The 13,842-nt window shown below is 45.4% G+C and carries 13 protein-coding genes and 1 riboswitch; of the genes, 5 read left to right on the top strand and 8 right to left on the bottom strand.

Translation table 11 applies throughout. From position 1 onward, the window contains the following. Positions 1–29: 29 nt before the first annotated feature. From yxjL to MHH82_RS35685, 3 genes are read right to left on the bottom strand one after another with little or no spacing between them, the layout of a single operon-like run. A complete protein-coding gene (gene yxjL, locus MHH82_RS35695; RefSeq protein ID WP_024571477.1) occupies positions 30–686 on the bottom strand; it encodes a two-component system response regulator YxJL in 657 nt (218 codons plus the stop codon). Then, a complete protein-coding gene (locus MHH82_RS35690) occupies positions 673–1,896 on the bottom strand; it encodes a sensor histidine kinase (protein ID WP_072175335.1) in 1,224 nt (407 codons plus the stop codon). Before MHH82_RS35690 ends, yxjL begins: the two co-directional genes overlap by 14 nt. Positions 1,897–1,913: 17 nt before the next feature. Then, complete coding sequence (locus tag MHH82_RS35685) at positions 1,914–2,387, bottom strand: DUF1453 family protein (RefSeq protein WP_017697230.1); 474 nt, start codon at positions 2,385–2,387, stop codon at positions 1,914–1,916. Between the two features lie 227 nt (positions 2,388–2,614). Here MHH82_RS35685 and galE point away from each other — a divergent pair, with 227 nt between their 5' ends. Next, positions 2,615–3,634 carry a UDP-glucose 4-epimerase GalE gene (gene galE / locus MHH82_RS35680; protein WP_041850350.1) on the top strand — a complete coding sequence of 340 codons (1,020 nt, stop codon included), beginning with the start codon at positions 2,615–2,617 and terminating at the stop codon, positions 3,632–3,634. A gap of 74 nt (positions 3,635–3,708) precedes the next feature. Here the strand turns inward: galE and MHH82_RS35675 are convergent, their stop codons facing one another. Beyond that, complete coding sequence (locus tag MHH82_RS35675; RefSeq protein WP_125121167.1) at positions 3,709–4,251, bottom strand: DUF4352 domain-containing protein; 543 nt, start codon at positions 4,249–4,251, stop codon at positions 3,709–3,711. 388 nt (positions 4,252–4,639) lie between these two features. Continuing rightward, positions 4,640–4,742, top strand: a riboswitch (guanidine-I (ykkC/yxkD leader). A gap of 76 nt (positions 4,743–4,818) precedes the next feature. On the opposite strand from MHH82_RS35675, the gene MHH82_RS35670 reads away from it, so the two are divergent. After that, a complete protein-coding gene (locus MHH82_RS35670) occupies positions 4,819–5,655 on the top strand; it encodes a YitT family protein (protein ID WP_003242615.1) in 837 nt (278 codons plus the stop codon). A 41-nt stretch (positions 5,656–5,696) separates the two neighbouring features. Here the strand turns inward: MHH82_RS35670 and MHH82_RS35665 are convergent, their stop codons facing one another. Further along, positions 5,697–7,154, bottom strand: a complete 1,458-nt coding sequence (locus tag MHH82_RS35665) for an aldehyde dehydrogenase family protein (protein ID WP_021480972.1) — start codon at positions 7,152–7,154, stop codon at positions 5,697–5,699. A 183-nt stretch (positions 7,155–7,337) separates the two neighbouring features. On the opposite strand from MHH82_RS35665, the gene MHH82_RS35660 reads away from it, so the two are divergent. The 3 genes from MHH82_RS35660 (at position 7,338) to MHH82_RS35650 (ending at position 10,396) form a co-directional block, all read left to right on the top strand. Beyond that, a complete protein-coding gene (locus MHH82_RS35660; RefSeq protein WP_021480971.1) occupies positions 7,338–8,231 on the top strand; it encodes a PucR family transcriptional regulator in 894 nt (297 codons plus the stop codon). A gap of 120 nt (positions 8,232–8,351) precedes the next feature. Then, positions 8,352–9,449 carry a maltodextrin ABC transporter ATP-binding protein MsmX gene (msmX, locus tag MHH82_RS35655; protein WP_003242648.1) on the top strand — a complete coding sequence of 366 codons (1,098 nt, stop codon included), beginning with the start codon at positions 8,352–8,354 and terminating at the stop codon, positions 9,447–9,449. 107 nt (positions 9,450–9,556) lie between these two features. Further along, on the top strand, positions 9,557–10,396 hold the full coding sequence (locus MHH82_RS35650) for a polysaccharide deacetylase family protein (RefSeq protein WP_072175336.1): 840 nt from the start codon (positions 9,557–9,559) through the stop codon (positions 10,394–10,396). A 13-nt stretch (positions 10,397–10,409) separates the two neighbouring features. Here the strand turns inward: MHH82_RS35650 and MHH82_RS35645 are convergent, their stop codons facing one another. The 3 genes from MHH82_RS35645 to cimH form a co-directional block, all read right to left on the bottom strand. Continuing rightward, on the bottom strand, positions 10,410–10,610 hold the full coding sequence (locus tag MHH82_RS35645) for a hypothetical protein (RefSeq protein ID WP_072175337.1): 201 nt from the start codon (positions 10,608–10,610) through the stop codon (positions 10,410–10,412). A gap of 57 nt (positions 10,611–10,667) precedes the next feature. Further along, positions 10,668–12,356, bottom strand: coding sequence for a M56 family metallopeptidase (locus tag MHH82_RS35640; protein ID WP_072175338.1), 1,689 nt, complete (start codon positions 12,354–12,356; stop codon positions 10,668–10,670). Between the two features lie 121 nt (positions 12,357–12,477). Beyond that, the gene (gene cimH, locus MHH82_RS35635; protein WP_015714950.1) at positions 12,478–13,830 is read right to left on the bottom strand and encodes a citrate/malate transporter CimH; all 1,353 of its coding nucleotides are present in this window, start codon (positions 13,828–13,830) and stop codon (positions 12,478–12,480) included. Positions 13,831–13,842: the final 12 nt, after the last annotated feature.

The following is a 13,842-nucleotide window of genomic DNA, read 5'->3' as shown; positions in this document are numbered from 1 at the left end:
TTATTTTAGCATGACGGGATGAGAGATTTCTATTGCACAATACCGTTTCGAATGGCAAATACGACTGCCTGTGTCCGGTCTTGGGCATTGCATTTTTGCAGGATGCGGTGCACGTGGGTTTTCACAGTGCTTTCACTGACGAAAAGCTTTTCAGCAATATCCTCATTTCTCAGTCCGTAGGCCATTTGCTGAAGAACCTCAAGCTCTCTTTTGGTGAACGGCTCTGCCAGTTCTTCTGCATGAGGCTGTTGCTTCGCTCGAAATGTCTCACTGATAATTTTAGCAGCTGTGACTGTACGGAAAATCGCCTCGCCTCTCGCCGCAGCGCGAATCGCATCTATCAACTCCTCAGGAAGTGTATCCTTCAGCAGATAGCCGACTGCGCCCGCACGGATGCCTTCAAATACGTATTCTTCCGTGTCAAAGGTGGTTAAAATGACTATCTTTGTATTTGGAAGTGCGGACATAATGTCTTTCGCCGCTTCGATGCCTGAGCAACGCGGCATCTGGACATCCATGAGGATGACATCGGGTTTTGTTTGTTTTGCGAGTGCTATAATATCGTGACCGTCGCCGGCCTCGCCAGAAACCGTCATATCCGTCTGTGCGTTGATGACGTAGCGGAAGCCTTCACGCACAAGCGGCTGATCATCGGCAAGCGCGACGCGTATTTTATCTTTGTTCATCTTTTTGCTCCTTATTCGTTGTCATGAGCGGCAATGACAGCTCAATTTTCAGGCCGCTCGGCTGTACGGCACTGAAAGTAAGGGAACCGCCTGCTTTTTCTGCGCGCTCTTTCATTCCTGTCAGGCCAAATCCATAAGTAAGGCTGCCGGTGAATTGTCCGTCGTCGGTGATTGTGACATAGAGATGGGACTTGTCATTAGAAATGACGGCCGCCGCATGAGAAGCGTCAGCGTGACGAATGATATTGGTCAGCGCTTCCTGCAAGATGCGGTAGATCGTTTCGCTCACGTTTGGAGGCCAAGACTCTTCTGACAGTCCGGCAGTATCTAAAGAAACGTGCAAGCCGCTCCGTTCCTCCACTTGATGAATGAGCCCCCGCAAAGCGGTAAGCCCCACCATCGATTCACTACGGCCCATTTGGTGAACGACAGACCGTACTTCTTGAAGACATTCCCTGGCGACACTCAGTACATTTTGAATGACTTTTTCTGAATCCTCCTTGCTGCTTTTGAGGATATAGGGAAGAGATTGAAGCTGAACAATCACAGAAGTCAGCTCGTGACCGATGCTGTCATGAATGTCGCGGGCGATTCTTGTACGTTCCTCAAGGACCGCGTACCTTAATGAAAGAACAGAAGCCTCCTGCAGCTCTGCATGGGCTTTCTGGAGTTCTTTATGAGCATGCTCCAGCTGCACATGCATTTTTGCCAATTCAGCATGATTCCGTTCAGCCTCCTTTCTCGCTTCTCGTCTGAAACGCATGGAGGAGAAGAAGACGTAGAGTCCGATCATGATCGAGATGTTGCTGATGATATCGTCCCAGCTGCTGTCAAAAACAGAATACAAAAAGAAAGCATTGCCCCCAATTAGGCACACTGTAAGGATCAAAGACAGCCGTGCAGGAAGCTTTATGGCTGCATAAACCATTAAAAATACGAGTAAAAAAAAGGCGGCTCCCTGCTCTTGGCCGGAAACAGCCCAAAGAAAAACGGTCAGGATCCAAAGCCCGACGAATATGCTCAAACTAACAGCGGTGGATGCCACATAGGGAATGATCCAAATGAATGCTAAGTATACCGCAAATACAAATGCTAACAAAATGGGATCAGCCTTAGTTGGATGAGATAAAAATTGTATGCAATTCAAAATGAGAATAAGGCTCGGCACAAGCTTCTTGTAGTAGTGCCGAGCCGGAGTTTGTCCGTTCATGCTGGTCCTTCTTTCGGTTATTGAATGGATACTTTGCCGGCGGTCAGCCGTCTGTATGCTTTGTAAAGCATGATGTTGCGGGCTGTGATGGTGCCGAGGGGAACGAAGAACATAGAATGAATAATGGCAATAAACATCTCGTTGCTCTCAGGCAGCCATGTTCTCGCGGCCATGCGCAAAGAAAGTATCACTAGAATGAGGATAACACTCCCAAGTGAGCCGCGTGAAGTGACCTTTCCGGTTTCCGGGTGAATCCGTACATTTACCATCTTCCCAATGCCAAACCCGCAGGCCAGCCCGATCAATAATAAAATGCCGCTGATCGCCACATGTAATACGGAATGAAAATACGCCGGCTGAAACGATGCTGATACGCCCCATAAGAGCAGCAGCGGAATGATCAGCAACTTCCCGGGTCTGACAGCTCTCTCTCGGTACATCGATAAAATAATAAGAATCAATACAATAAAAATATATGGGCTCATCGCCATGTCATCAAATCCTTTCTGCATTAAGCATAGCGAAAAAGGGAAAGGAAAACGTCAACCGGCAGATTGATTTTTCAGCTGCTATACTTGTTCGCGCTGCATAAAGGTATGAAAATGCTGATAATATATGAAAAAACTATTAATAAACGATTAAACTTCTTAAAAATGGATGTGGACCGGTTCTAAACACTATATAATGAAAACAGGTCATTTTTTAGGAGGGTTACATCATGGCAATACTTGTTACTGGCGGTGCCGGGTACATTGGCAGCCACACATGTGTTGAACTATTGAACAGCGGCTACGAGATTGTTGTTCTTGATAATCTGTCCAACAGTTCAGCTGAAGCGCTGAACCGTGTCAAGGAGATTACAGGAAAAGATTTAACGTTCTACGAAGCGGATTTATTGGACCGGGAAGCGGTAGATTCCGTTTTTGCTGAAAATGAAATCGAAGCTGTGATTCATTTTGCAGGGTTAAAAGCAGTCGGTGAATCTGTTGCGATTCCCCTCAAATATTATCATAACAATTTGACAGGAACGTTTATTTTATGCGAGGCCATGGAGAAATACGGCGTCAAGAAAATCGTATTCAGTTCATCTGCGACAGTATACGGCGTTCCGGAAACATCGCCGATTACGGAAGACTTTCCATTAGGCGCGACAAATCCTTATGGGCAGACGAAGCTCATGCTTGAACAAATATTGCGTGATTTGCATACAGCCGACAATGAGTGGAGCGTTGCGCTGCTTCGTTACTTTAACCCGTTCGGCGCGCATCCAAGCGGACGGATCGGTGAAGACCCGAACGGAATCCCAAATAACCTTATGCCGTATGTGGCACAGGTAGCAGTCGGGAAGCTCGAGCAATTAAGCGTATTCGGAAATGACTATCCGACAAAAGACGGGACAGGCGTACGCGATTATATTCACGTCGTTGATCTCGCAGAAGGCCACGTCAAGGCGCTGGAAAAAGTATTGAACTCTACAGGAGCCGATGCATACAACCTTGGAACAGGCACAGGCTACAGCGTGCTGGAAATGGTCAAAGCCTTTGAAAAAGTGTCAGGGAAAGAGGTTCCGTACCGTTTTGCGGACCGCCGTCCGGGAGACATCGCCACATGCTTTGCAGATCCTGCGAAAGCCAAGCGGGAACTGGGCTGGGAAGCGAAACGCGGCCTTGAGGAAATGTGTGCTGATTCCTGGAGATGGCAGTCTTCTAATGTGAATGGGTATAAGAGTGCGAAATAAGAATGGAGGCCTTCTCAATAGAGAAGGCCTTTTTTAAAGAACAAGGGTGCCTAAACAGGCACCCTTGTTAGCTGTTATTTGATTTTCACAATAACATCATTACTGAATTTTAGTTTCCAAGTGCCTTTTGCATAAGCTTCCTTGTCAACTTCAAATGCTTTTACACCTGTTACTTTAATATTAGGATTTAGATCACTCAAAATTTTAGAGTTATCAACTTTTGTCTCAGTTGCATAGTTTACAGAAGCATCAATATCAGAATCATAAGAAGTACCATCAGCATCAACTAATTTAACAGTTGGAATTGAAAAAGAGCTAATCGGCTTTTTAGATACGTTTTTAATTGTATATTGAACTGCTACAATTGTACCACCATCAGATGCTTTCTTTTCAACATATTGAGTACCGACAGTATCTCTGTCCTCTACCTTCGTAACTGTCACTTCAGTTTTTTCAGTTTTTACGGTATCACCGATATTGTATGTTTTTTCAGTTTCTGCTTTGCTGCTGCTTGATGTTTTGGAAGTGGCTTCTGAGCCGCCTCCGCCGCCAATCATATTACCGATAATAATGATGACAACAACTGCGAGAATAAACGTAATGATTTTATGTCGCATAAAAAAGTTACGTTGATCCTTACCGCAGTTAGGACATTTTTTTACACCCTTTGCAATTTCTTGACCGCAAGCTTTACAGGGTACTAGTTTTCCTGCCATTATATTTCCTCCTATGTAATAAAATGTACGAAACATATGTACTATAATGCCTATATTATTTCACTTAGTCAATATAAAATTATGAATTTCTTATAATTATTATCATTTATAGTTAAATTCGCTTGTAAAATATATGCTTTTTTTCTTATCGGTTATATCTGTTCTTTTTTAATAGATAAATCGTATTTTCTTCCAGATTATCTGATGAAATCTCCGCAAATACCCCTTGAACCAATTCGAACCGTCCCTTATAATGCTAATATTGGAAAGTGAAAAGGATATGATAAAAACAGTGGTTTTCTAGGGTTCCGCAATGCAAATTGGACTGTGACCGAGAGAAAACACATAGCAGCTTGGCTGTTATGACACGGTGGGATAAAAGCCCAGGAGTTTCTGCTCTTTTTCGAGAGCGTTCTCCTGGGTTTTTTTATTTGCTAGAACAGAACAATGAGAAGGAGTGTTTTCGTGATGAAAAAGAGAATGCTGGATGTACTTATGCTTGTGATTGGCGCTTTTTTCTTCGCGCTTGCGGTTAATTTATTTGCGATTCCCAATGATCTTGGGGAAGGCGGAGTCACTGGGATTACGCTGATTTTGTATTATCTGTTTCAATGGTCTCCTGGTGTCACGAACTTTATCTTAAATGCGTTTTTGCTTTTAATTGGCTACAAGTTTCTTGATGGAAAAACAACGGTTTATACGATCATTGCGGTTGCGGCAAATTCGCTTTTTCTTCATCTGACACATGGGTGGAGCATTCCGTCTGATGAATTGATCATTAATACGATTTTCGCAGGTGTATTTGCCGGAGTCGGGATCGGCATGATTATCCGGGTCGGCGGGACGACGGCTGGTTCCGCGATTCTGGCCAGAATTGCTAATAAATATTTAGACTGGAATATCAGCTATGCACTCTTGTTTTTTGATTTAATCGTAGTATTCAGCTCTTATTTTATTATTGGTGCAGAAAAAATGATGTTTACGATCGTGATGCTGTATATCGGTACCAAAGTGATGGACTTCATTATTGAAGGTTTGAATACGAAAAAAGCCATTACGGTCATTTCAGAAAATAAGAGTGAGATTGCAGAGCAGGTAAATACCTTGATGGATCGGGGCGTGACGATTTTATCAGGGAAGGGAAATTATACGGGCCAGTCAAAAGAGATTTTGTATATCGTCATTAACAAACAGGAGCTGTCTATGCTGAAAAAAATCATTAGAAGCTGCGACAAAAAAGCGTTTGTGATCGTACATGACGTACGCGATGTGTTTGGCGAAGGGTTTGTGGATATATCTAAATAAAGAAAAATCCCTCTGTACTTGAAACAGAGGGATTTTTTCATTTAGAACGGATATTTGCGGTATTGCTTCTGTATCGAAATCCATTTCGTCACGGTAAATTCCTCGACGACCCACGGATTGCCGAAACGGCCGACACCGCTTGCTTTGTTGCCGCCAAAGGCAATATTCGGCGAATCATTGACGGACTGGTCGTTGACATGGGTCATGCCGCTGTCAATTTGCAGGGCGAACTTTTCGCCTTTTTCTAAATCAGAAGTGAAAACCGCAGAGCTGAGGCCGTATTCAGTATCATTTGCCATGTCAATCGCTTCCTGGTCGCTGCCAGCTTTAATAATGGTTGCGATTGGGGCAAACAGCTCCGTTTGGGCAATTTTGCTGTTGTTGTCCGCACCGACAAAGACGTACGGCGTCAGCACGTTTCCGACGCGTTTTCCTTCAACCGCAAGCTCAATGCCGTCTGCCTTTGCCTGCTCAATGATCTCTAGCGCTTTCTCGATTTGGCGCTCGTTGATCAGCGGGCCGACAACGGTTTTCGGATCGGTTTGATCGCCGTACGGAAGCTGTTTGACACGGGCGGTGAACTTTTCTACAAACTCATCGTACACATCTTGATGAACGATGATCCTGTTGATAATCATACAGATTTGTCCCTGGTGAATAAATTTTCCGAAAATCGCGGCATCCACAGCACGATCGACATCCGCATCTGAAAGAACGGCAAATGGATTGTTGCCGCCGAGTTCAAGGGCCATTCGTTTGAAGGCGCGACCGGCGATTTCACCGATGTGGCGCCCGACTGCGGTTGATCCCGTAAAGCTGATTAATCTCGGGATTGGATTGGTGAGCATGCCGTCCCCGATTTCCTTTACATCCGTCAGCATGACGTTAAGGACACCGGCAGGAAGACCGGCGTGTTCAAACGCTTTCGCAATGATGGTCCCGCCCGAAATAGCAGTTTGGATATCAGGCTTGTGAACAACACTGTTACCCAGCGCAATTGCGGGCGCAATGGATCTCATAGATAAATTCATTGGAAAATTAAATGGAGAAATCGATGAAATGACACCTAGCGGAAGGCGGTAAATCTTATTGGTTTTCCCTTCAATGTCGGATGGCACCTCTTTGACGCCGCCTAATTCACCAGTATACGTCATGGCTTCATCTAAAATCGCAATCGTTTGTTCCAGCTCGATCGTTGATTTAATAATCGTTCCGCCAGTTTCGCGGGCGATCATCATGATGATGTCATCACGGTTTTCCTGTAAATAGCCGCGCGCTTTTTGCAGGACGGCTTTTCGGTCTTCCGTTGTGCTCTTGGCCCACTCTTTTTGGGCTTTCTGTGCAATGTCAAACGCATCCTCCAGCTGTTTGCCCGTTGCCAAAGATGCTGTTGTGATCACAGACTGGTCATACGGATTCAAAATGTCCTCCGTACGTCCGCTTTCTCCCTCAGTCCATTTTCCGTTGATAAAACTTTTGTTTAACGTTTCGAAACTCATAAGATGACCCTCCTTTGGTCCTGCATGTCCTCTTCTATTTCCGCTGAAGCCAATATGTAAACGAATGAGGTTTCCCTTTCAGTTTCTCGTCTATCTATACTGGATATACTCTTTTTTAGTGGAGAACATGTGTGTTTCGCCTTATACTGAATATACAGATCCTTACATAAGAGAGGAGACTCTATGAAATCGCTGCTGGCTATTTATCCCGGTTCGATTGTGTCTGAGGAGCTTTGCATAAGGGAAGGCTGTCTATGTTTTTTTGATGAAAGCAGTCAGAGATATATCTCCATTCCGAAAACAGAGATCAGTGAAAAAGAAGTATTGGTGCTGCAGTCATTTTTGACGCCTGCGGATGAGGGCAATCAACTGTCTATGAAATCACCTGAGGAAAACAAGTGGTTTTCATTCCTTTTTTCCAGAGGGGAATTGCCGGCGTATATAAAGAAACGGACGAGATTTGTTCACTTTCATTTATTCGGCAAAATAGAAAGGACGTCCTTTACGGAAGCGGTTCGCCATTTTTGGCCGGTGTCTTTTGTGATTGTGTGGATCCATGAGGACAGAGGCGTGATTGTCGAGCAGGAAAGTGAAGCGACGGCGGAGAAGGACGAACTGGAATCGCTCGCTAAGGTTCTTGAAAGTGATTTCTACTTCAGTGTCCGTTTTTACGCCGGAAGATTTTACGAGCCGGATGAGTGTCTGCGAAAACATTACGCTCGTGAACAGGCGTATTTCCTGTTTGCTGAAAAACGGCTGCCTCAGGTGCAGAGTGTGACCTTTGAGATGATCTTTCCTTTTCTATTATTAGAAACAGAAAAAGAAAAACTGGAAACGCTGCTCTCTGAAGAAGCTGAGCTTTTATTTGGAAGTGAAGCTGAGCTAAGGAAGACCATTAAGCTGTTTATTGAAAACAACTCAAACGTCACATTAACAGCGAAAAAGCTGCATCTGCATCGCAACAGCCTGCAATATCGGATTGATAAATTTATTGAGCGGTCAGGGATAGATATCAAATCGTACAAAGGCGCACTTCTTGCCTATTTTATCTGTCTGCAAAATGAAAGTTCAGAATAAATTGGAAATATGCACGAAAAATGGCTGGGTGATTTTATGAACGCTGCCCATTTTAGCGAGAGAGAATTGCTGTTACACTCAATATAAGAAAGCGTTTACAATAACAAAGGGGGATGTTAGATGGCTGAATTGCGGATGGAGCACATTTATAAATTTTATGATCAAAAGGAACCGGCGGTTGATGACTTTAACCTTCATATTGCCGATAAGGAATTTATCGTATTCGTCGGCCCGTCCGGCTGCGGGAAATCAACGACGCTGCGAATGGTCGCAGGACTTGAAGAAATTTCGAAAGGCGATTTTTATATTGAAGGAAAACGGGTCAATGATGTAGCGCCAAAGGACAGGGATATCGCGATGGTATTTCAAAACTACGCGCTCTATCCGCATATGACGGTCTACGATAATATCGCGTTCGGGCTCAAGCTTCGGAAAATGCCGAAGCCTGAAATCAAAAAAAGAGTCGAAGAAGCCGCTAAAATTCTCGGGCTGGAGGAATACTTGCACCGCAAACCGAAAGCGCTGTCAGGCGGACAGAGACAGCGGGTCGCGCTTGGGCGGGCAATCGTGCGGGATGCAAAGGTGTTCCTGATGGATGAGCCTTTGTCAAACCTGGACGCCAAGCTGAGGGTGCAAATGCGGGCGGAAATCATTAAGCTCCACCAGAGACTGCAAACCACAACGATTTATGTGACGCATGACCAGACAGAAGCGCTGACGATGGCGACACGGATCGTAGTCATGAAAGATGGGAAAATTCAGCAGATCGGGACGCCGAAGGATGTTTATGAATTCCCTGAAAACGTCTTTGTCGGCGGGTTTATCGGATCACCGGCGATGAACTTTTTCAAAGGAAAGCTCACGGATGGCTTAATCAAAATCGGTTCTGCGGCATTAACCGTCCCGGAAGGAAAAATGAAAGTGCTGCGTGAAAAAGGCTACATCGGCAAAGAGGTCATCTTCGGCATCCGTCCTGAGGATATACATGATGAATTGATTGTCGTGGAATCATATAAGAACTCTTCGATTAAGGCGAAAATCAATGTTGCAGAGCTGCTCGGTTCTGAAATCATGATTTATTCGCAGATCGACAACCAAGACTTTATTGCGCGGATCGACGCCCGCCTCGATATTCAATCGGGCGATGAGCTGACGGTCGCATTTGATATGAACAAAGGCCATTTCTTTGACAGTGAGACAGAAGTGAGAATCCGATAAGATCAAAAAAACCGGACATGGAGACATGTCCGGTTTTTTTGCTATTGAAAATCTCAGAATCAAACCGATGAAAAAGGAGGAAGAAATAGACAGAAAGCAGGAGAACGATGAAACGATTGTTTTTAAGCATCTTTCTTTTGGGCAGCTGTTTGGCGCTTGCGGCTTGCGCTGATCAAGAGGCGAATGCAGAGCAGCCGATGCCAAAAGCGGAACAAAAGAAACCGGAAGAAAAGGCAGTACAAGTTCAGAAAAAAGAAGACGATACATCTCCATGGATCAAAACAGAGAAACCGGCAAAGCTGCCGATTTTGATGTACCACAGCATTTCTTCAGGAAACAGCCTCCGTGTGCCAAAAAAAGAATTCGAGGCGCATATGAAGTGGCTTCATGATAACGGCTATCAGACATTAACGCCGAAAGAGGCGTATCTCATGCTGACGCAGGATAAAAAACCTAGTGAGAAGTGCGTGCTGATCACATTTGATGACGGGTACACCGACAATTATCAAGATGCGTATCCGGTGCTGAAAAAGTATGGGATGAAGGCAACGATTTTTATGATCGGCAAATCGATCGGACATAAGCACCATCTGACAGAGGAACAAATGAAGGAAATGGCACAGCACGGCATATCGATTGAAAGCCATACGATTGACCACCTTGAGCTGAACGGATTAACGCCTCAACAGCAGCAAAGTGAGATGGCTGATTCGAAAAAGCTGTTTGACAACATGTTTCATCAGCAAACCACCATCATCAGCTATCCAGTAGGGCGCTACAATGAGGAGACGCTGAAGGCCGCTGAAAAAACAGGCTATCAAATGGGCGTGACGACAGAACCGGGCGCGGCTTCGAGAGACCAGGGAATGTATGCCCTCCATCGTGTGCGCGTGTCCCCAGGCATGTCAGGCTCGGCTTTTGGTGCGTACATCGAATCAATGAAATAAAAAAAGGCGGCGTTTAATCGCCGCCCCCTCCGCCGCCACAGCCGGAATCGCTGAAACCTCCGTCACTGCCGCATCCATCATGGTGTGAGCCGTTGTCTGAATAACCGAAATACCGGCTGTCCGCCTGCTGGCGGCTTTTATTATCCGATGGCTGCGGCTGAATGACTGAAAGAAAAACAATAATAGATATAAACAATAAGATGATCACAATCACTTCGCGTCACTCCCTTTTTTCACCATATCTGTTATACGGATGAAACGCTGACCGGTTTCATTTCAAAGTGATCGATTCTTTCAGGCGGTCTCTGAGCCAGCGCTTCAGCACCCCATGTCCTTTGTTTGACAATAAAGTGCCGACACGCCAATACATAGGGGGATGAGGAGCGAACTGAAAATCAATCAGTCTGAAAAGCCAGCTTTTATCACGGGTGAGAGAATCAATTTGAAGCTCGTCTTCACCTGCTTCAGAGCTGTAGGCACTTTGTTTCTGTATGTCCTCATCCTGCCGAACCGCCAAGATTCTCAAGGCTTCAGCCATTTGTTTGTAACCGCCCTCCAGCAATGATGCGCCAAGATTGTCAGCACGCACCTCCATCCATTGTGAACAAAAGGATTGATAGAGCTGGAATAGGATAATGATTGCCATAATGAAAGCCCAAAGCACAATTTTATGGGCCTCGGGATGGGTGATATGCTGCTCAAACAAGAGGAAAATCCCAACGACAGCTCCAAGATATAGAAAACGCAAAAGCTGTGAAGACAGAACGTCACGTTTTTTGATATGAATCGCCTCATGGGCCAGAATGCCTTCAATGACACGCTGTGGAAGTGTTAGTGTGGCGCTTGTCAGGATGACCATTGACCTCCCGACATTCATGCCTACTGCCATTCCGTTGTAATCATCACTCTCCGTTTCGTATATGCGGACATGGGAAATGCCGGCCGATCGAAAAATCTTATCGGCCGCTGCCTGTACATGCGGATGATGACAAGGCTTGGCGTCCATCGCCGCCCGCAACACACGGTCTGACATATACATGTTGAATACCCAATACAGGATTACGGCAACAGCCATGACCCATGGAGAGGCGTGTAATGCGTATAACGCGAGCACCAATAAGGCGTAAGCGGATACCCCTTTTACGCTGGCGGCAAAATAAAGCTTACCGAGCAGCCGCTTCACATTTTTTCTATGATAAAACGGCAAAACAGAAATTACATTGTCCACATCGTTTTCTGCATCTGTGTACTCCTGGAGAATTGTTTTCCATTTTTGCGGTTCCTTCACCGTCAAAAACAGTGTTTCGCCGGGAAGAGACAGTTTAATGACTTGCTGAAAGCTTGTTGTTAAATCTAGACGTGATGAATACATCGTCAGGAGCGGATGGAGCTTTAAGAGATCAGCCGTTGATTCAAGCTGAATGTCCTTCAAATCGGAAAGCGGGTATGTACGGGTTTCATAGTGTGAGCTGATATGCAATTTTTCTAAGGCTGATGAATAAAAAACCTTTACGCTGAAAACATTCAGTATACGCTTCACCAGTGCCCCTCCGCCGGAGATCATGCCGAGAAGGATCACATATTTGAGAGGGCTTGTGTCAGGTCCATAGATGAAAAAAATAACAGCCCCTGCAAACACAATGGCGGTCAGCGTAATGTCTGACAGGAGACGTGTTTTGTTTCTGGCCAGCTCGATTTCCTGCCAGTCTCCCGAAGGTTTTTCCACACGCTCTGAAACAATGAGATCCATTGCGGTCCAATAGCAGTAGAACATTGTCGCGATTGAGACAATGCCGTCCATGAATGAGAGATGAGAGAAGATGTAAACTGCAGCGCCGACCCATAGAACAATATCAATCCAGAAGTCTATGGCCGGAATGAGTTTTGCAGCCAGGGCTGATATCAAATAAAATCCCAGCCCGAGAAGCATAAAGAGAAATAGATGAGTTCCCATAGGCATGCCATATTCCTTTCTATCTAGTATTTCCAACTATTACTATAGCATGAGGCGGGAATTTGCAAAAATATGGACATGCAAAAAAGCAAGCTCTTTCGTTTGACGAAGAACTTGCTTGCGGGGATCAATAAAACTGGTGCAGCAGCAATAAGGTTAAGGATACTGTAATCGCGCCCCCGATGCGGGTAGACACTTGGGCGAAAGGCATTAGCTCAAGCCTTTCAGCGGCGCTTAAAATGGCAACGTCACCCGTGCCGCCTTGCCCAGAATGACACGCATTGATTATGGCGGTTTCAATCGGATACATGTTCAGCCATTTTCCAGTGAAGAAGCCAACGGCCATCATGGTCACAACGACAGACAGAATCGTGATAATATTGCTGAGGTTAAAAGCGGCGACAAGCTTGTCCCACGGAGTCATGGATACCCCGATCGCAAAGAGAAGCGGGTAGGTCACAGCTGTTGAAAAGAAGCGGGACACTCCAAACGCGCCATTTTCAATTGAGGCAGGCACCAATCTGAACAGCTTGATTAGAACAGCCAGTAACAGCATGGCAACGGGTGCCGGAAAACCGAAAAAATCGTGAGCGAGCATGCCGACTAAGTATAAAGAAACAGCAAGGATACCGCCTGACGCAAATAAAGAAAGGTTGAACATTTGCTGTCCGCTTTGAGATTCCTCCAGCGCAGGGGACTCTTCTTCGGAGCGGTCCACTTTGCCGTTGCCTGTCCATTCCGGTTTTTTCTTTCCGATGCGGTTCAGCAATCCCGCTAGAATAATCGCGCACAAGCTGCCCAGCATAATCGATGGCAGAACAAGTGCGAACGCTTCCCCTTGAGAAATGGGCATGATGTCAGAATATCCGATGGACAGCGGGATAGCGCCTTCTCCGACTCCTCCAGCCATAATCGGAATGACAATGTACAGCAGGGTATGCTGAAATCCGAGTCCGAGCAATGTCCCGACAGCCAGTCCGACAATAGCGGCTGTGACAGAACCAACAATAAGCGGAATAAAGATTTTCATAAATGCTTTTACGAGTGTTTCTCTTTTCATGCCAAGAATGCTTCCGACGACAATACCGGCGATAAACAAATAAAGAAAGTTTGAGTTTTCTGTAAATTCTGTGGTGGATTTGACGATATCATTAGGCAGCAGGTGATAGTACACGACAGCGGACGGAATAAAAGTAGCTAGGATGGCCGGGCCGCCGATAGAACGCACAATCGGTATCGATTTGCCGATTTGGGCAAAGGTAAACCCGAAAAACGCCATGACGGCAATGGATGTCAAAATGTCACTTTTTACATCGTGATGCATAACAAAAACAGTGATTAATATAAACAGCAAGGCATACACAGGAAGCGGTATGATGCCTACTTTTATATTCATGGCTTTCGCAAACCAATTCTCTTTTCGAACCCCTTCGTGAATTGTATCCGTTTGCAATTGCATTTGTGTTTGAAGCTCTCCCATTGAAAAACCTCC

This window comes from Bacillus sp. FSL K6-6540, assembly GCF_038007545.1.
This window is presented reverse-complemented; position numbering and strand designations above follow the sequence as displayed.